This is a genomic window from Roseivirga ehrenbergii (assembly GCF_001593005.1).
Lineage (GTDB): Bacteria > Bacteroidota > Bacteroidia > Cytophagales > Cyclobacteriaceae > Roseivirga > Roseivirga ehrenbergii.
In genome coordinates this window covers 474392-493047 of the sequence record NZ_LQZQ01000045.1, presented here as the reverse complement: position 1 = coordinate 493047, position 18656 = coordinate 474392, and the positions used below count along the sequence as shown (strand labels likewise).

16 protein-coding genes and 2 tRNA genes are annotated in these 18656 nt (G+C 39.3%); 13 read left to right on the top strand and 5 right to left on the bottom strand.

The features are described from left to right. Positions 1 to 188 precede the first annotated feature (188 nt). The 5 genes from MB14_RS12430 to MB14_RS12410 all read left to right on the top strand — a co-directional run bounded on the left by MB14_RS12430 (position 189) and on the right by MB14_RS12410 (position 3899). A complete protein-coding gene (locus tag MB14_RS12430; RefSeq protein ID WP_062592034.1) occupies positions 189 to 1166 on the top strand; it encodes a hypothetical protein in 978 nt (325 codons plus the stop codon). A 124-nt stretch (positions 1167 to 1290) separates the two neighbouring features. After that, positions 1291 to 1635 carry a cupin domain-containing protein gene (locus MB14_RS12425; protein WP_062592033.1) on the top strand — a complete coding sequence of 115 codons (345 nt, stop codon included), beginning with the start codon at positions 1291 to 1293 and terminating at the stop codon, positions 1633 to 1635. Positions 1636 to 1786: 151 nt separating this feature from the next. Beyond that, positions 1787 to 2512, top strand: a complete 726-nt coding sequence (locus MB14_RS12420) for a peroxiredoxin (protein ID WP_062592031.1) — start codon at positions 1787 to 1789, stop codon at positions 2510 to 2512. A gap of 138 nt (positions 2513 to 2650) precedes the next feature. Continuing rightward, a complete protein-coding gene (locus MB14_RS12415) occupies positions 2651 to 3025 on the top strand; it encodes a response regulator (protein WP_062592029.1) in 375 nt (124 codons plus the stop codon). A gap of 412 nt (positions 3026 to 3437) precedes the next feature. Next, positions 3438 to 3899, top strand: coding sequence for a hypothetical protein (locus tag MB14_RS12410; protein ID WP_062592026.1), 462 nt, complete (start codon positions 3438 to 3440; stop codon positions 3897 to 3899). Between the two features lie 146 nt (positions 3900 to 4045). Here MB14_RS12410 and MB14_RS12405 read toward each other — a convergent pair whose 3' ends face one another. Continuing rightward, the gene (locus tag MB14_RS12405) at positions 4046 to 5626 is read right to left on the bottom strand and encodes an ArnT family glycosyltransferase (protein ID WP_062592024.1); all 1581 of its coding nucleotides are present in this window, start codon (positions 5624 to 5626) and stop codon (positions 4046 to 4048) included. A gap of 131 nt (positions 5627 to 5757) precedes the next feature. Between MB14_RS12405 and MB14_RS12400 the strand changes: the two genes are divergently transcribed. Beyond that, complete coding sequence (locus MB14_RS12400) at positions 5758 to 6948, top strand: aspartate aminotransferase family protein (protein ID WP_062592022.1); 1191 nt, start codon at positions 5758 to 5760, stop codon at positions 6946 to 6948. Between the two features lie 266 nt (positions 6949 to 7214). On the opposite strand, the gene MB14_RS12390 is transcribed toward MB14_RS12400, so the two are convergent. After that, the gene (locus tag MB14_RS12390) at positions 7215 to 7982 is read right to left on the bottom strand and encodes a glucose 1-dehydrogenase (RefSeq protein ID WP_062592018.1); all 768 of its coding nucleotides are present in this window, start codon (positions 7980 to 7982) and stop codon (positions 7215 to 7217) included. A gap of 121 nt (positions 7983 to 8103) precedes the next feature. Between MB14_RS12390 and MB14_RS12385 the strand changes: the two genes are divergently transcribed. The 7 genes from MB14_RS12385 (at position 8104) to MB14_RS12365 (ending at position 14297) form a co-directional block, all read left to right on the top strand. Continuing rightward, the gene (locus tag MB14_RS12385) at positions 8104 to 9081 is read left to right on the top strand and encodes a zinc-dependent alcohol dehydrogenase family protein (protein ID WP_062592016.1); all 978 of its coding nucleotides are present in this window, start codon (positions 8104 to 8106) and stop codon (positions 9079 to 9081) included. Positions 9082 to 9699: 618 nt separating this feature from the next. Continuing rightward, a tRNA-Tyr gene (locus tag MB14_RS18975) sits at positions 9700 to 9782 on the top strand. 149 nt (positions 9783 to 9931) lie between these two features. Next, positions 9932 to 9994, top strand: a tRNA-OTHER gene (locus MB14_RS18970). A gap of 392 nt (positions 9995 to 10386) precedes the next feature. Continuing rightward, entirely contained in the window at positions 10387 to 11481 is a 1095-nt protein-coding gene (locus MB14_RS12380) for a slipin family protein (RefSeq protein ID WP_062592013.1), read from the top strand. A 189-nt stretch (positions 11482 to 11670) separates the two neighbouring features. Then, positions 11671 to 12195 (top strand): tetratricopeptide repeat protein, encoded by a 525-nt coding sequence (locus MB14_RS12375; RefSeq protein WP_062592011.1) that lies wholly within the window; start codon positions 11671 to 11673, stop codon positions 12193 to 12195. Further along, positions 12177 to 13598 carry an RtcB family protein gene (locus tag MB14_RS12370; protein ID WP_062592009.1) on the top strand — a complete coding sequence of 474 codons (1422 nt, stop codon included), beginning with the start codon at positions 12177 to 12179 and terminating at the stop codon, positions 13596 to 13598. Before MB14_RS12375 ends, MB14_RS12370 begins: the two co-directional genes overlap by 19 nt. A 333-nt stretch (positions 13599 to 13931) precedes the next feature. Further along, the gene (locus tag MB14_RS12365; protein WP_062592008.1) at positions 13932 to 14297 is read left to right on the top strand and encodes a response regulator; all 366 of its coding nucleotides are present in this window, start codon (positions 13932 to 13934) and stop codon (positions 14295 to 14297) included. Positions 14298 to 14313: 16 nt separating this feature from the next. On the opposite strand, the gene MB14_RS12360 is transcribed toward MB14_RS12365, so the two are convergent. From MB14_RS12360 to MB14_RS12350, 3 genes are all read right to left on the bottom strand, one after another. Then, complete coding sequence (locus MB14_RS12360; protein ID WP_062592006.1) at positions 14314 to 15027, bottom strand: queuosine precursor transporter; 714 nt, start codon at positions 15025 to 15027, stop codon at positions 14314 to 14316. Between the two features lie 283 nt (positions 15028 to 15310). Beyond that, on the bottom strand, positions 15311 to 16681 hold the full coding sequence (locus MB14_RS12355; protein ID WP_084376061.1) for an Ig-like domain-containing domain: 1371 nt from the start codon (positions 16679 to 16681) through the stop codon (positions 15311 to 15313). Between the two features lie 96 nt (positions 16682 to 16777). After that, positions 16778 to 18622, bottom strand: a complete 1845-nt coding sequence (locus tag MB14_RS12350) for a lamin tail domain-containing protein (protein WP_062592002.1) — start codon at positions 18620 to 18622, stop codon at positions 16778 to 16780. Between the last annotated feature and the right edge of the window lie 34 nt (positions 18623 to 18656).

Here is an 18656-nt window from a genome sequence, read left to right as displayed (position 1 = left end):
CTTTATAAACATCAAGAACAGTATATATTACTGTTTTATAAGATAATTTCACTAAACTTATAGCTGGTTAAAAGCTGCGTATAGCACACCATATTTGGTAACTAACGCTTACTTTTTGTACAATTTTGGAAATATAACGGTCATGATGGTGAACGTTATTCAACGTTACCTGCAATTTGAAATAGACAATGCACTACTATTATAAACCGGATTTTGACAGAATAGAGCTTCATTACTTTTTAGAGAATGATTCACATAGTATGAACGCATTGGTTCGTAACAGCACTGAAAAGGAACTTCTACAACTAATTGAAAGAATCGCAGAAGAACTTGAAATTGATTTCGAGCTTGAGTCTTTTGCCTTTGAAGAGGGTGGACTAAGAGAGTTTTTCAAACTCGTAGCTAAAAAAGGAAAGAAGAATAAGTTTTTAGCGGGTATCGTAGCAGGAGTTATCATAACAGTTCTATCTCACCATGCAACAAGAGACTTCGAAATGGAAGCTCTAGAAAAGGAAAAAATCAAACTTGAAATAGAAAAATTAAAAATAGACTTAGAACAAGTAAAAGAAGATGAACCAAACGAAGAACTTGTCCGAACTGCTGTTGCAATTTTCAATTTCGATATTAAAGTTGTTAAGTATCGCTCGAATTTTTATAGCAGGCTAAATCAATATCCTAAGGTTTATAAAATCGAGACTACTGCATTTAAAGATAAAGACGAAAAGGGTACTACTTCGATAGTCGAAAAAGCAGACTTCGATAAATTCATTTTACAATCTGACCACCTTGCACCTGAATTTGACGACCAAGCTGTAATTGAAATTATTTCCCCAGTACTGAAAATAGGGAAATATAAATGGCGTGGAATCTACATGAAAACTAATGAGACCATTTCCTTTTACATGAAGGATCACGAATTCAAACAACAGGTAGTTTCTGACGCTATACCTTTTCAGAATGGTAGCCAAATAGTCTGTGAGCTAGAGATCGAGAGAAAAATAAACGAAATAGGTGAAATTGAGAATCAGACATATTCAGTCGTATTAGTAAGTACATTTTTAAATTCTGACCAAAGAATCGAAACAAACCATTCAAAAAGAATCAAACGAGAAAGAGATGAATTAAGCAATCAAACTCAAATTGACTTCGGTGATTCTAAAAAATAGATTACTCCGTGAGGTTTTGAAAGCTTCAAACCTTTAATTCAACACGCTACTTCTATAACCTATTAAATCTCTCAAAATCAACTAAACAAAAGCATCTTCCCCACCACCAAAAACCCACCCCAATATGAAAATTGAGTCCTTTAATGAAAACTTAGACTTTAACGAAAAGAAGATCGTGACTAAAGTCCTTTTGGAAACTTCCTTTTCCAAAGAAATTAGAATTCTATTAAAACAAGGACAAATGATGAAAGAGCATAAAGCTCCTTTTCCCATCATTGTGCATATTATCGATGGTCAAATAGATTTCGGTGTACAAGGCAGTGTGTATCCATTAAAAAAGGGGGATATCATCACCTTGGAGGCTAATATTCCTCATGATTTAACCGCCCTGCAAGACAGTATAGTGCGTTTAACCCTTTCCAAACTCGATACCAGTGAGCGTGTAGAAAAGGTGATTTCAAATTCATAATAAAAAGACCATAACTAGAGTCATCTCCCCCATTCTGCTTATCGTAAGTTGTGAGCAGTTCCTATGAATTGACTCGCTCCTGTGTAACAATAGTCACAAATAATTATAATCTACCTCGCTACCTTTCCTCCATAATCTTACAGAAAAAATTATGGAACAGATTCAAGAGCAAGAAATGATTAGCATGCCAAGAATTGGCGATGCCGCACCAGAGTTTAAAGCTGTCACTACGCAAGGCGAAATCAATTTCCCTGCGGATTATGCAGGAAATTGGGTAATCTTATTTAGCCACCCAGCAGACTTTACCCCTGTATGTACTTCGGAATTTATGACTTTCGCTACTATGGAAGATAAGTTTGCAGAAGCCAATTGTAAACTGGTTGGTTTATCTATTGATGGTTTATACAGCCATATTGCTTGGTTACGCACCATCAAAGAAAAGATAGAATACAAGGGAATGAAGAACGTAGAAGTGAACTTTCCTTTGATAGAAGACATCACAATGGATGTTGCAAAGAAATACGGAATGATTCAACCCAATGAAGACTCGACAAAAGCAGTTAGGGCCGTTTTCTTTATCGATCCAAAAGGAATCATAAGAACAATTATTTATTACCCGCTTAGCTTGGGAAGAAATTTTGAAGAACTGTACAGGGTGATTATCGCTTTACAAACCGCAGATGAATTTGGAGTGGCAACACCGGCAGATTGGTATCCTGGTAACGATGTAATTATTGGCCCTGCTGGCTCTTGCGGAACAGCAAAAGACAGAATGGAAGACAGCGATATTGATTGTAAGGATTGGTTCTTCTGTACTAAAAAGCTCGATAAAGACCTTGTATTGGGTAAGGTACTGAACAAGTATAAAAAAGCATAGGCTGTGTTGTTTAGGCGACTTGTGGGCATTTAATTGTCCCAGTCGCCTTTATCTTTTCTATTACTATTTTCATCGACTGATATTTACCATTCATCGAAACTCTCTAAAAACGTGCTGACTAATGTAGAGTTTTGATACATGAATACTGCACCTAACCACACTGATTTCAAAGTTCTTATTGTAGACGATAACCCGTTGAACTTAAAGCTGCTTTCTATTTTTGCAAAAAAATGGAATCTAAATTTCGACCTTTCTACCAATGGCACAGAGGCACTTCTTTTGGCTGAAAAAACCAACTATGAGCTGATTCTCATGGATGTTCAGTTACCCGATATGTGTGGTATTGAGGTGGTAGAAAAGATTAAATCGGCAGGCAGTCAGAGCCACGTAATTTACCTTACAGGTATGGACAGCATGAAAGACACGGAAATGGATGTGCTTTTAAAGCCTTACGATCCTATGGTGCTGAAAGAGAAAATCAACATGCTGAAATTGAAAAAAATGGCAGCATAGATTTATCATCTGTTCTTTCGAATCAAATAAATGGGTTCGTTGTGGTAATGAAACTCTTCAATTAGGGAATAGCCCGTCTTAGGCAAATCATCGCTATACACAAAATAGTAGCTCAGTTCATCTTTTTGGTATAAAACCGCTTCTAGGTAATAAACCATATGTGCACCTCGCCCAGTTTAAGAAGTATTCATGCTAATTTAAAGTCCCTACTACTCTTCTAAACGGGTAACTTCACTCTCCGTCAAAGTTAATTTTCAAAAGGATGACGGTGAAATGTTATCTCACTACATAACAACTTTTCTATTGTTTTAAAAAGATCCCTAACTTAATAAAAGGAGTTTCATAAAGTGTAACCTTTATAAAGAATCTAGTTATTACTACAAATTAAAACATATAACTAAACACCTTCAAGATGAAAGCCTCACTTAAAACCCTAATTGCCTTAGCCCTAGTTTTAACTTTCTCATGTGATGATGAAACTCAAATTAACCAGGAGGAAATTCAAATTAGCAATGAATTTGAAGGTGCAACTGACTGTTATTTAAGCCTAACCGGTATAGGTATATGTCTTGATGGACCTAAAACTGTAACTCCAGGAGAAACATATACCTATGCATTTAAAATCAGCAGTACGCAGAAAGGAAATAACATAAATGAAGTTGTTAATTGGACTGTAGAATATGGAGAAATGGAAATTCTAGATATAAAGACCACTCTCACAGCCAACTTCACAACTTCAATCGCTACAATAAAATTCAGAAGTGATTTTAACCGAGGACTTATCAAAGCGAGCTCTGATAGGTCTCAGGTAGACTCTCCTCTAACATCAGATAGATTGTCCTACATTACTTATCCCATTAGCGTAACCCAATAAGCCCGACATATAGCCTTTTGAGGTATTCTTCGCTAGTAAACTATAAAGTGTGTTTTCTTTGACAATCCCCTTACTACTTCCCTTTGGGCAGGAAATTCATCACTATTTTAAACTTAAGCGTTCATTATGGTTAGTATGTCTACCATTTATTCATTTATGTCCATTCGAATCAAATAGATCGGTTCGTTGTGGTAATGAAACTCTTCAATTAGGGAATAGCCCGTTTCAGGCAAATCATCGGTATACACAAAATAGTAGCCCTCCTTCAGTTCATCGGTTTGGTATAAAACGGCTTCTCGTTCTGCTTCCAAGTAATAAACAATCGTAAGCGACATTCGCACATCGCCCAATCTGTACAAAGGCTCTCCTTTGGTGGTTTCAGCAATTCTTAACCCTAAAGCTTTGTCTTCGGCAGCTCCCGTGGTTTTTTGACGCGTTACAGGCACAGTAAACGAATAACCCAAGCGCAGTACCAACAGTACGCCTATAATAATCATATAGGCTTCAATTCCCTTTTTAAGGTACAACCACCACAGTAGAACCACCAACAGTTCCAAACCTATAACAATGAATAGCAAGTGGTCCACTACTTCGAGTTCCTTCACAAAAAGCATGGCTGGAAAAGTCAACGTAGCTACCGACACCAAAAAAACAGTGATCACTTTAGCGTATTTTCGCAGCCAAATGGCATCTGTTTTTTGAATACCATACAACACAATTGCGATTATTAAGGGGAATAACGGGTACAAATACCTCGATTTGGCTTCGGCCGAAAACCAATACACCACAAAATTGGCCACAAATAACAATACCAAAAATACCATCAACCGATTTGACATCAGCATTCCTCTTACCTTCCTAATAAAAAGAACTGGAATGAATAAGGTAACTGGTAGCAGGTTGGCCATTGTGGTCAACGGAAAAAGAGCAATGTGTTTTAATAAAGCTGAAAAACCACCTCCAACTGCCTTATCTGCTGACTCTGAGAAAAGTGTGGTGTACCAACCACTTGGATCTTCATGAAGCGAGTACGCATAGAAATAACCCGCTAATACAATAAAGAAGGCCAAAATTGACACAATGTGCTGAATAGAGAACAGCACCTTAAACTTCTTCTCATAAATAAAGAATACCAATAATGATATAGCCAGAAACGGCAATGAAGTAAGTCCTTTGGTCAAGAAACCTATAGCGGTAAGTAGGTAAGCGAATAAGAACAAAGGCCAATACTGTTCTAGTTTTCCGAAATGATAGATTGAAACAAAAACTAAAAAAGTAATTAAAGCATAAAATAAATCTATCTCTCCTATCATACTGAAATAGAAGAGTATATCTACGCAAGCTACATAGCTTAAAGCAGCATAAACTGCCAGTCTCTTCCCCAATCTAAATTTGAAGAATCTGTAAATCACTACCCCCGTAACCAAGGCTGACAGCACAGAAACAAGGCGAGTGGCAAACTCTGAATAGCCACCAAAAATTTGATAGGAAAGGATGATCAGCCAATTGTAAAATGGTGGTTTCCTATAGTATAAATCTCCCGTTTGCGTAGGTACCCAAAGGTTATCTTGAAACATCATTTCCAAGGCAATCAAACCGCGTCTGGGTTCTTCTAAATAAAGCGGATAAATACCAAGGTTAACAAACAGAGCACAAAGCAGTAACACCAGCATGCCAGCCAGCACCCATCGCTCATTACGGTTAAAATCACCCTCCTTAATTAACATTGCTCAAAATTAGTGCTTTCTGCGATAATCCGTTCAAACGGAAGTAGAATCAGCCAATCAATTTGTATTCACATAAAGCAGATGCGTTCATCTACTGTTTTAGTTTAAACGATTACTGCTTACTTTCGCACATGGATTCTGAGCGCATATTCCTTAATCACGTAGCACAAACTACCCCTTATCCACTTAAGGTAGAAGTGGCGCGTGCGGAAGGCACGAGCATTTTCGATACGGATGGAAAGGAATACCTCGATTTTATTTCAGGCATTGCGGTCTCTAATATTGGCCACCGTCATCCGCATGTGGTGAAAGCCATCAAGGATCAACTTGACAAATACATGCACGTAATGGCTTATGGTGAGTTTATCCAAAGTGCACAAAACCGATTGGCTGAAAAGCTCGCTTCACTCCTTCCTGAGCAACTTAGCACTAGTTATTTTGTTAATTCTGGAGCCGAAGCCAATGAAGGAGCATTGAAACTAGCCAAGCGAGTAACAGGCAGAACTCAGATTATTTCTTGCAAAAAATCGTATCATGGTGGCACACATGGCGCGCTGAGCGTTTCGGGTAATGAAATGAAAAAATACGCTTTCAGACCTCTATTGCCCGATGTTTACTTTATTGAGTTCAATAATGTTGAAGATTTAGCACAGATTACAGAAGCAACAGCCTGTGTTATAATTGAGCCTATTCAAGGCGATGCGGGAGTACGCATTCCTTCCAAAGCTTATTTGAAAGCATTACGCCAAAGATGTACAGAAACTGGTGCGCTTTTAATTTTTGACGAAATACAAACGGGTTACGGACGTACGGGTTCCCTCTTTGCTTTTCAGCAGTTTGATGTGATTCCCGATATATTGACGATTGCCAAAGCCATGGGTGGTGGAATGCCAATGGGTGCTTTTATTTCTTCCAAAGCGAATATGCAGCAGCTCACTTTCAATCCAGTTTTAGGCCACATTACCACCTTTGGCGGACACCCTGTTAACTGCGCTGCTGCGGTGGCCAACCTTGAAGTGATTGAAAATGAAAATCTGATTGAAGGCGTGGAAAAGAAAGGTCAGTTGATTGAATCATTGATCGGTCACCCTGATATTATCGAAATCCGCAGAATCGGTTTGATGTTCGCGGTAGAATTTAAAAGTGCGGAACGCGTAGCCAGAATCGTAAATCAATGTTTAGAAGATGGGCTGATCACTTTTTGGTTTCTCTCTTGCCCAGAAAGCTTCCGCTTAGCCCCACCCCTCACCATTTCAGAAGCAGATATCCAACGAGGCTGCGCTATCATCAAAAATGCTATTGAGATAACGAAGGAGGTTTAGGAGATACCCAAGAGGATTGACAACTATACAATCAACTTAATTATCAGAAGTATGGCTACAAGAGTAAGTATCCCAACAATCCAATTATATAAACTGTGATACTTTCTTTCAGAATTATAAAATGATTTGAAAGACTGCTTTTTAAATAGAGACAAAAATAAGAACCTAACCACTCCACCTATAAAAGGCACAAGTTCAGCAAGAAAAGTATCCATGAAATTGATTGATTTTCAACACTTATAACTAATAACCAATATACTAATTAACTAAACCGTATACCCTCCATCGGCTGAAATCACAGCACCAGTAACAAACTTGGAGGCATCAGAAGCCAAGAACAGCGCTAGTCCCGCGATATCTTCTGGTTGGGCGAGCATAGGCAAGGCTTGTTTCATCATCACCACTTTCATAATCTTTTCATTACTGGTAAGTGCTTCGCTGAACTTGGTATCAATCAGTCCCGGACAAATCGCATTTGCACGGATACTGTCTCGGCCCCATTCCCTAGCCAAAACCTTGGTCAGTTGAATCAAAGCCGCTTTACTGACAGAGTACAGTCCCAAACCATGCCCAGGGGTAATTCCTTCGATACTAGAAATATTGATGACAGAACCGCCCCCGCGACTCTTCATACTTTCGTAAGCGTATTTGGCCAAATTGAGAGGGCCTTTTACATTCACGTCCATAATTTTGTCAAAAGCGTCATCACCAGCTTCTTGCACAGGTCCAAATACTGGATTGGCAGCCGCATTGTTCACAATAATGTCGATACCGCCTAGGTTTTTAATGGTACTGTCCACCAAAGCTTTAATTTGTTCATCATCCCCCATATGACAAGGAAAAGCCACCGCTTCCAAACCTTTCGATTTAAATTCTTCAGCTACTTCGGCCACCGCTTCTAACTTTCTGCTCGACACCACAACCGTTGCGCCTTGTTGTGCCAAAGCCATTGCAATGTATTTTCCGATGCCCTTACTGGCACCTGTGATAATGGCAACTTTTCCTTTTAATTCAAATTTCTCAGATATCTGCATGGGTTTTTCAGCTATTGTTATGCATAGCCAAGATAAATAATTTAATTTGTTATGCATGACGAGTATTTACCTTTCGTCACTGCGAGGAACGAAGCAGTCTTTTCAAATAAATAGAAAAATCATGAAAGCAGTCCAATTTACCACCCTAGGCCTACCCACCGAAGTACTTAAAGTCGTTCAACTCCCAAAACCGGAACCAGCCGAAGGCGAGATTCGAGTAAAAGTTACCAAGGCGAATATTATTCCTGCCGATATTATGTTTATTCAGGGCAAGTATGGCATCAGACCAGAATTACCTCAAATTGGCGGTTTTGAAGGTACCGGAACGGTAGATGCTTGTGGTGCAGGCGTAGAAATGCCATTGGGTACGGGCGTGATTTTCACAGGTTCGGGTGTTTGGGCAGAGTATGTTTGTATCCCAGCCAAAACTGCCATTCCAAAACCACAGACCATGAGCGATGATGTAGCTTGTCAAGCCTTTGTAAATCCATTTACCGCTTATGGCATGCTCATGGAAGCCGATTTACAAGCAGGAGATTGGCTAATGTTAACAGCGGCCAACTCAGCTTTCAGCAAATTTGTCATTCAATTGGCTTCGCAACGTGGAATCAATGTAGTAGGCACAGTACGCAGCGATGAGCAAAAGCAAGCTTTACTCGATTTGGGAGCTAAAGCCATTATCAATGAAAAAACAGAAAACATCTATAAAACTGTAAAAGCTGCAACCGAGGGTGTAATGGTGAAAGCCGCTTTTGATGCCGTGGGTGGAGAGCTTGGCGACAAGGTATTGAATGCCATGCAAACCAATGGAAAAATGTTTGTTTACGGACTATTGAGCCTTCAGCCTATTCCGCTGAATTCAGGACTTTTGATTTTCAAAAACTTGACCATCAAAGGCTTTTGGCTAAGTACATGGATGGCCAGCTTGACCAGAGAACAGCGTTCCACCATTATTCCTGAAGTATTGACTATGCTAACCAAGCAAGAATTAAAAGCAGATGTTGAGGCTTATTATGGTATTGATGAAATCGCCAAAGCCATTGAGCATATGGAAGCTCCAGGAAGAAGCGGAAAAGTGCTATTAGATATGACCAAGTAATAAAGAGTTCAGGCGAAAAATTGAATGAACATTCCGTAAACCCGTAAAACCGTTTATTCAATTTAATTTATGAAAGCGGACATATCCCAAGTCAATTTTCAATTTTTTATTTTAAGGACATAGTGCTGATATACAGACACTTAAATAATTAATTTAAGCCGTAAAAACAAATGAACAAAAAATTTTATTTGGATATCAGAAATCAATTTCAGTACATTTGCAGCACAGAAAAGAAAATGAAAAGCAATTACTCACATATCCTTATAGCACAGCCAATGGAAGCATTATTTGGCTTTGATAGTGATGTAATTAGGCTTGGGAATATACGTTAATTTCAACACAACGAAATATCGAAACCCGGGCCATTTGGTTCGGGTTTTTTGTTTTAAAAAGGTTTGAATATGCAGAAGAAAATAGAAGGATTAAACATGTGGATCTCACCTATGGATAACCTGAGTCATTATGACTCTGGAGCAGGTAAAATATATCTTTTGCAAAAAGATCGGGGAATTATGACTTGACAATACCGTACTCACGGCATTGAAAAGCCCGATCTGTATAAGGTCGGGCTTTTTTTATGGCCATAGGTCGCCTAAACGATGAATGAATAAACTATATGGAAATGCGATAAAGCAGGAGAGTTATATCGGTCTGTAAAACCGATGCCTAAGGCTGAGTAGGTTCGAATCCTACCATTTCCACGGGATGACCATCGGGTATAAGACCTGATGTGGGTTTCAGTAGAGCCCTCATAGTACCGAGCCAGTAGGCCACGGTATGCTGCTTATTATTTGGTGAAAATCCCACCATAACGTGTAGGACGAGGGTTCGAATCCCTCTCTCGATACATTCGAGATAACTCAGTGGTTAGAGTGACACATCAATCATGTGGGTTCGAATCCCACTCCCTGAATAAGGGATGGCGGAGTGGTTAAACGCGATAGATTTTGGTTCTATTGATTTCAGAAGTACCGACTTCTTAAAAAACGGTGACACCTGAAAGGGGGGTGTCGGGCAAATCCCATAGTAACCTTAGGGAGAACTATGGAGCATTTTGAAAAAGACCAGGGCAACAGGATACCGCCTGATGCAACTGATGACTTTCTGAAAAAGAGATGATTGAAAAGAAGATAATTTCTCCACTCATGATTCAAACTTTCAAAAACTCATTGGTGAATTCAGACTCAATGGAGCTCCCGTTTTCGACAAAAGGTTTGCCCTCTCCCCTTTCTTAAGAAAAAAACTATTTGGCCAATAGCGATAAATATATGTTTAACAGGGGGCAACCTCACAACCAATTTGAAAATGAAAAGAGTACGAATCAACGAAGGAAAAGTCGGTTTGGTTTTCAAAAATGGCGATTACCGAAGAGTGATCACTGCGGGCACAACCTGGATATCGCTATCGGAAACCGTAATGGTATATAGCCTTACCGATCAATTCTACACTTCAAAAGACTTGAACCTTCTTTTGAAAGACACAACGCTAGCTTCTATGTTAATGGTAGTAGATGTGAAGGACAATGAGATTGTAATTCAATACGCTGACGGTAGATTTAAATCAGTACTAACTGTAGGAAAATACGCTTTCTGGAAAGGGCTTGTAGAACACACGTTTACCAGAGTTGACTTGAGTGACTTCAATATCACTCAGGACATCAGCAGGGCGATACTTACCACTACCGAAGTGCTAAAATACCTCAGAGTATTTGTGGTTGAATCTTATGAAAAAGGCCTTTTGATGGTGGATGGAAAATTTGACAAAGTATTAGACAAAGGCATCTACTACTTCTGGAAAAACACCACTGCCGTTACTGTGCTAAAAGCTGACATGAGGCAATTGCAGATGGAAATTTCTGGTCAGGAAATCTTGACCAGCGACAAAGCTGGCTTGCGAATCAACTTCAACTGCCAATACAAGGTGGCTGATATTGAAAAATACCTCATCGATAACAAAGATGCTGATAAGCAGCTCTATGTATTGATGCAGATGGCCTTAAGGGAATACATTGGTAACTACTCGCTTGATGAATTACTAGAACAAAAATCTGCTATTGCGGAACATGTAAAAGGATTCTTGAAGAGCAAAGCCGATACATTGGGAATTGAAATCAGAGACTGTGGTGTCAAGGACATCATCCTTTCTGGAGAATTAAGAAACATCATGAACCAAGTATTGATAGCTCAAAAGCAAGCGCAAGCCAACGTAATCACCAGAAGGGAAGAAACGGCTTCTACCAGAAGCTTGTTGAACACCGCTAAATTGATGGAAGACAACGAAATGTTGTTCAAGTTGAAAGAGATGGAATATGTTGAAAAGATCGCGGATAAGATCAACAACATCTCACTCTCTGGTGGTAACCAAGTGGTAGATCAATTGAAGGAGATTTTCTCTAGGTGAAAAATTCCCCTCCAACCTCCCCCAAGGGAGGACAGCGGTAGAGGTGAGTAAAACGTTTCGGTAAAACCGACAATGCCTGCTTCCCCCCGCTGAAGGGGGTGGATTTAAATAGATTCGCTATTAGAATTTGATTATGAATAAACTAAAAACCTGAGGGCAGGTATCCCCTGCCCTCTGAATTTAAACACAATGGACATTTACGAAGAATACATCGAAAATGTGATTCAGTTGGCAGAAGATGCCATGTATGATGGACGCTATGAGGAAGCCAAAAGACTGTATGAAAACGGGCTGATGGAAGAACCAGGCTACCCAAAATTACACGCTAAACTTGGTGACATGTATCATTATCATCATATTAATCTGGCATTGGCCGAAAGGCATTATCAATTGGCCTTACGTTTTAAACCAGATTATAAAGAGGTATATGAAGAACTCGCTATGCTCTATCTGGATCATAAAAAATACGAAGGAATTAAGATGCTTATGAAGAAAGCAATCAAGGTAGATAGCATTGATAAAGCCTTTGTACATGAAGAAATCGGGATGGTTGAAGAGGCGCTTGGCAATTATAAAGAAGCCATTCAACACTACCGAAAAGGTCTTTTCGCTTCATTCGACAATGACAATGTGGATGAACTGAAAAAGCATATTAAGAGAAATAAGTACAAGAGAATTAAAAACCGTTGGAAATTATGGCAACGAGAAAATTAACTGGAAAAGACTTGAGAAAGCTCGGGTTTCCTGAAGGCAGAGCCATTGGTGAAGCCATGAAGGTACTGGAAGAGCATTTCAAGGGAAAATCCATTCTACATAAGAAAGCTGCTTTAAAGAAAGTGGTTGGAAACCCTGGTCTTTATTTAAAGCATGAAGTACTTGGCCCTGTGGCAATGGCTTTAATCATTAAAACAGAGCACAATGAAACTTTAGCTTTGAGAGAAAAGCGCATACCTTATAGTATATATGGTGCAGAGGGGATTGAGCAGGGCGCAATCAACCAAATGGAGATTGCAATGAAGCTGCCAGTAACCAAGCATGGAGCCTTAATGCCCGATGCGCACCAAGGCTATGGATTACCGATTGGTGGGGTATTGGCCACAAACAATGCAGTAATTCCTTATGCTGTCGGTGTCGATATCGGATGTAGAATGTGTATGACTATTTATGATATTCCTCCTGCTTTTGCCCATCAAAGTATTGAAGCTTTGAAGAACATGCTTTTGGAGAACACCAAATTTGGTCAGGCGGTTTTTAAGAGACCGAAGGATCATGCGGTGCTTGAAAGCTCACTTTTCGATGAAATCAAAATTCTGAAATCATTGAAAGACAGGGCTTGGATGCAAATTGGTTCTTCAGGAGGTGGCAATCACTTTGTGGAATTGGGTATTGCTGAAATCCTGAATAGTGACAATGAATTTAACCTGCCAATTGGCAAATACCTTTCGGTACTTTCTCACTCGGGATCGAGGGGACTTGGTGCGAATATCGCGAGACATTACACCAAGCTGGCCATGGATATGACCAAGTTACCGGGAGAAGCCAAACATTTGGCATGGTTGGATTTAGCCACAGAAGCTGGGCAGGAATACTGGTTGGCCATGAATTTGGCTGGTGATTACGCTTCGGCTTGTCACCATCAAATTCATGAAAGACTGACCGCTGCTTTGGGAGAAAAGCCACTGGCAATGATTGAAAACCACCACAACTTTGCCTGGAAAGAGCAAGATTTAGATGGAAATGAAGTCATTGTACACAGAAAAGGAGCTACTCCTGCGGGTGAAGGAGTTTTGGGGATTATCCCCGGCTCGATGACCTCCCCTGGCTTTATTGTAAAAGGCAAAGGTAATGTGGAATCCATCAATTCAGCTTCGCATGGAGCTGGAAGGATACTTTCTAGAACCCGAGCCAAGCAAACACTTTCTAAAAAGGAAGTGAAGAAGCACATCAAAAAAGCAGGAGTAACACTTATTGGCTCAGGTTTGGATGAGGCACCTCAAGTATATAAAAACATACATGAGGTAATGGCACATCAGACCGATTTAGTAGAAGTGCTTGGCACTTTTACCCCTAAAGTGGTAAGAATGTGTGGAGGTGAGAAGTTCGGAGAGGTGGATTAATTTCACCTCTCTTTTTTATCTTATTTCTTTTATATGGGAGTATCTTCATAATCCTTACTTTATTCAATTGGTCACCAATCAATTAGACCAACCTCTAGCAGTATAGAATTAAAGCACAAATCGTTTTATTGTAAGAGATAAACACTGAAGTTGTAATAAATCTTTAAACTTTACCTTCTTGATTTATCAAGGATTGATTGTATCTTTCCAAACCTCAACTAACACAAACCTGAGCACAATCATATACGTGAGTATATTTAAGATTATGATACAGGACCTTTCTCCTCATTTAACTTTCATACTGTTACCCTATACAATCATATATTTAGATTTATGAAAAGCGTTTTGATCATTGATGACCATGAAGACATGCGTAAAACAACTGCAGACTTTCTGAGTATGTTGGTCGATGGTGAAATTGAAATTGATGAGGCTCAAGACGGAGACCATGCATTGTTACTTATAGAGAAAAAAAAGTATGATTTAATTATCTCCGATCAGAATATGCCTACATTATCAGGTACTGAGTTGGCTTCAATACTTAGCAAATCTGGCAAGTTTAAAACCGATAAATTTCTAATAATTACTGGTGCTGATGCTAAGGATATAAGCTTGAACCCAGACTTGAAAGTTGAAGTGTTTGACAAGGCTCACCTCATTGAAAAAGTGATTCCTAGAATTAATGAGCTATTGATTTAGTAAGCTTAGCCAACTTTTAATTGGTTTTCTTAGCGCCTATCAGTCTATATTCTTCGCCATAATCAAATACATCCACTCCTTCGTTTCGCTTTAGCCATTTGGTAGCATAATTTGTGAGTGGCAAGGCGATAATTTCGTAAACCATTTTTGTCAATATGCCCGAACCAATCATAATAAATAGTTGATTAATCGAATAAATTCCATAAAAAGCCACCAGGGTAAATACTATAGAGTTTAGTCCTTGCCCTATAAAGGAAGAAAACAGGGCCCTTCGCCAAAAGCGTTTTCCTTGATCCCATATTTTCATTTTCGACATTACCATGGCATTCAGGTACTCACCAATAAAATAGGCAATCATCCCTCCGGCCACAACTCTAGGCACAAAGCCTACGATTGCTGAAAATTCACTCTGAAGCTCCCAGTATTCAGGATAAGGCAGGGCTTCACCGATCAAAAACATAACACTCATTAATAATTGACAAAAAAGACCTGTCCAAATCACTCTGCGTGTAATCTTAAACCCATATACTTCTGCTAGAATATCACCAGAAATAAATGCAATTGGGAAAGTAATGATACCGGCTGGTGCATCTAAAAAGCCGAGGGTGACTACTTTCATCGATAATATACTGGATATTAAAAGTGTAGTAACGAAAAGCATACTCACAATGTGTAAGTATTTATAGCCCTCAATAGGCTTTATTTCTACATTTTTCACGTCTAAGCTCATTCGTGCACCTTTTGAAAAAAAGATGAAGCCTGAAAAATAATGGTGTTAACTCTATTCATATTTGCACGCGGTTAATGTGTACGTAACTCGATGGAGCAATGAATAGTTATTAGTCGTTCTGGTAATGAGGAATACAAAAGTACAACTTAATAAAGCAGTATACTCTTTTCGCCTTCTAAAAGAAATTTAGACATAAAAAACTCTTGCAACAATTAGAAATTACAAGAGCTTTTTTGATTACACTCGAAAATTAGACAGAGAGATATTGAACATTAGATATTCATCAATTGAATAATGTCTCTAATAGACTCTCAAAGCTGTTTGATTGATACATTCCTTGACCATCATGACCAATGCCATTCACTACTACTTTGGTGGAATTGTTTTGGCCACTATATTCTGTTTGCAGCCAATTGTAAATATGCTCTCCTCTTTTAAATCGTGATGAGCCCAACAGCACCGCTCCACAATCTGAAGTATTTAAGGCTGAATCACTTCCAGTACCATTACCTAAAAAATATGTAAAACTTCTACCTAATAAATTGGCATCAATTTCTGTTTCAGTTCTTGAAGTTACATATGATGGAGCACCTGCGTAACCCAAAGGCCAGTGATTATATGTACCACATCCAGTTGGCGTGTAGAACTCATTATTCTGTTCGTTATAGCGCTGATTATCTGGATAGTAAAAATATTGACTGTTTGCCACCACATAATCGAAGCTCAAATGATTTGAGCTAGATTCAGCTACATTGGCGGCTCCATATACCTGAGTAAAAAGAGCACCCGATGAATGGCCAGTAACGATTACTTTTTCCAAAACTGGAAATACAGTTTTATCAGATAAACGATTTAACAAAGCGTCAATAGCCTCAAAGGAGCTAATCTTTGCATTACTGGTTGACTTCTGTCCTTCTCGCCAATCACTATTCCAATACAGATCATCCGTGGCTGCTCCACTATTGCTTATAAATTCAGGAGAAATAAGAATAGTGTTTTCCAGCAACCCACTATTGGTTAAAGGACTGAGTAACCAATTGTAGTAATTATCAGCATCACGATTGGCTCCATGAACTACGATAACGGCATACTTCAACTTTTCCCATTCAGCATTTTCCAGATAAATTGGGTGAGTACTGTAAAATTTAAAATTACCAGTATTCTGAGAGGCATCTTGCAAAGAAACAGAGCGATAACAATCTTGAGAAGCAGAGGTACATGGCGCCATGTCTCTTATTACTTCATCCTCCTGAGTAGTAAAAGACACATTAAGCCCATTCTGCAACGACTGACCGTTGTTTCCTAAAACTCCAGCCGATAGCTGTAGATCATACCTTGTATTATAGTCCAAGTTGCTGATTGAAACGACAGCTTTTGATGAAGCATTGGCATAAGTAATAGTATAAGATGGATTTCCAGTTCCTCCAGTAAGACTAAAAGCTGATTCGAATTTAGCAGTATTTAACCCCGCTGAAAAAGCAAGTTCTAATTGAACATCCGTTGGTACATTTTCAGCACCATCTACTAAAGCCCCTCCGTTTACGTTTATTGCCAAAAGCGACAACTCCTCTGGCGTTGGTTCACCACCACCAGAACAGGCCACTAAAGCCATTACAGATAACACTATACAAAACCACTTTCCTATTCTTCTCATATACACTTTATAATTAAGTTCTGGAATTGTTTGAAGCCAACATGAAACCCAAACAACCCAGAACTTGAACTAACTAATTGAACTACTTATCTCAATTCAAAAATCTGTTCCGTCTGCTTTCTTTCCAGGCGAGAAGGACAGTGCACCATTAGCAGTTTGATGTAATACATATGAACCTGTTATATCTGGCGACCTAGTGATCGACTGATCAGCGCCAAAATCAAGACCTATTCCATCCACAGCTGAATCCCATGACAAGTATGGATTACCAGATGCGTCCAAAATAATAATCTTATCCGATGCATTATTTAGGTTCATGTTTCCGGTAGTGGAAACGCCTACTTGAGCATTTCCAAAATCGCCTGCTGGTGCTCCTCCACCAAACAATACATAAACTCCATGGGCAGGAATTACTGTTCCGTTAGGAAATGTGTGTCGAGGAGTAAGTGTGGCAAAATTGCCGTCATCATATAATGTAAAACCGCTAAGGTCAATTGAACTGTTGCTATCGTTTATAAATTCGATAAACTCATCTTCAGAAGCACTTCTTGTGCCATCTCCATTGGCGTCTCCTGCATCTCCAGAAGCTGGGTCGAATAATACTTCATTAATAATCAACCCTAAACCTGTATTAGCGCCTCCGCCCATATCGAAAGCAGACCCGTCTGCCATAGTTCCTGGTGAGTAAATAAGGCTTGCGTTAGCGGTGGTATGTAGTGTAAAGTCACCGGTTATATCTGGGGAACGGGTTACAGACTGATCAGAACCAAAATCGATACCAGCTCCTTCTACTTCCGTATCAAATGTCAAAAACTCGTTACCAGAAGCATCAAGGATAATAATTTTATCCGCTGCATTATTGAGGTTTAGATTCCCTGTAGTTGAAACACCAAAGGCTGCTCCACCAAAGTTACCTGAAGGTGTTCCTCCACCAAAAAGCACATACACACCATGTGCTGGCACAATCGTTCCATTCGGAAAAGTATGTCTTGGGGTGAGTGTTGCAAAATTATCGGTGTCATAAACGGTAAAGCCACTTAAGTCAATCGCTACATCACTGTCATTAATAAACTCAATAAATTCATCTTCAGAAGCACTTCTCGTACCATCGCCATTCGCATCACCAGCATCACCAGAAGCCGGATCGAAAAGGACTTCATTAATAATAAAACCTCTTCCGCCCGCATCGTTATCTTCTATTCTAAAAGATACCTCTTGGGGAGTTGACTCAATGGCATTGGTTACACTTTCAATAGAAACTATGACATCTTCTAAACCTTCAGTTTCTGCATCATCTATTGCCGTAATCGTAATCGTTCCTGTAAGCTGCCCGCCTGGAACCGTGATTGAAGTACCACTAGCTGTATAGTCATTGGCACCAGCAGATCCTGCAAAAACTAGATTTACCGTTACTTCATCAGGTACTGCTTCGCTCATTGTTGCTGTAATGGTAGCCACACCTCCAGCTTCAGAAATACTCGACAGATCTCTTGACAAAGTAACGTTAGGTGGAACAAATTCCCTTACCGTAAAAGTGTATGATATTGGTTTATCCAAAGTGTTTCCATCTTCACCGTACTCGCCAGCGGCTATAGAAATTGTATACTCGGTTTCGAAGTCAAGCTCTTCTGTATTAGTGATAGTCACTATAGAATTGGAGTTGGAATAACTAAAGTTTTTGCTTACTTCACCTGCTGACGAGGAAATTGACAAAGCGCTTTCAAAAGCGGCCGTATTCAGTGAATGACTGAGTATTAGCTCTAAACTAATATCAGTATCAACTCCTGTAGGCTCATCCTTAAGGTTTTGCTCATTAACTGTTGCTGTTAAAACACGAAGTGAATCAGAAATAATCTGCGTATCATCGTCCTGACAGCCGGTTATTACAACAAAAAATGTTGAAAGAACGAGCATGGTAATTTTCAGTCGTATATTTTTCATGTTAATAATTTTAAAATTTGTTCGTCATTCTAAT